The sequence below is a fragment of the Burkholderia sp. SIMBA_051 genome, from assembly GCF_046534915.1.
Lineage (GTDB): Bacteria > Pseudomonadota > Gammaproteobacteria > Burkholderiales > Burkholderiaceae > Burkholderia > Burkholderia ambifaria.
The window spans coordinates 1-264 of record NZ_JAWRXS010000396.1 but is presented as its reverse complement, the minus strand read 5'-3'; the positions used below and the strand labels follow the sequence as shown (position 1 = coordinate 264).

The 264-nt window shown below is 70.1% G+C and carries 1 protein-coding gene; it reads left to right on the top strand.

Features of this window, described 5'->3' with window-relative positions:
• Positions 1-264, top strand: a 264-nt coding sequence (locus SB771_RS35020) for a dTMP kinase (RefSeq protein WP_410722046.1), incomplete at both ends; no start/stop codon positions are given.

The window sequence follows — 264 nt, the reverse complement described above, 5'->3', positions numbered from 1 at the left end:
AGACGACCCATCTGCAATGGTTCTGCGAGCGTCTGCAGGCGAAGCTCGCCGCGGGCGACCGGCAGGTCGTCGTCACCCGCGAACCGGGCGGCACGCCGCTCGGCGAGGCGCTGCGCGAGATGCTGCTGAACCAGCCGATGGATCTCGAGACTGAAGCGCTGCTGATGTTCGCCGCGCGCCGCGAGCATCTCGCGCGCGTGATCGAGCCGGCGCTTGCACGCGGCGACTGGGTCGTGTCCGACCGCTTCACCGACGCGACGTTCG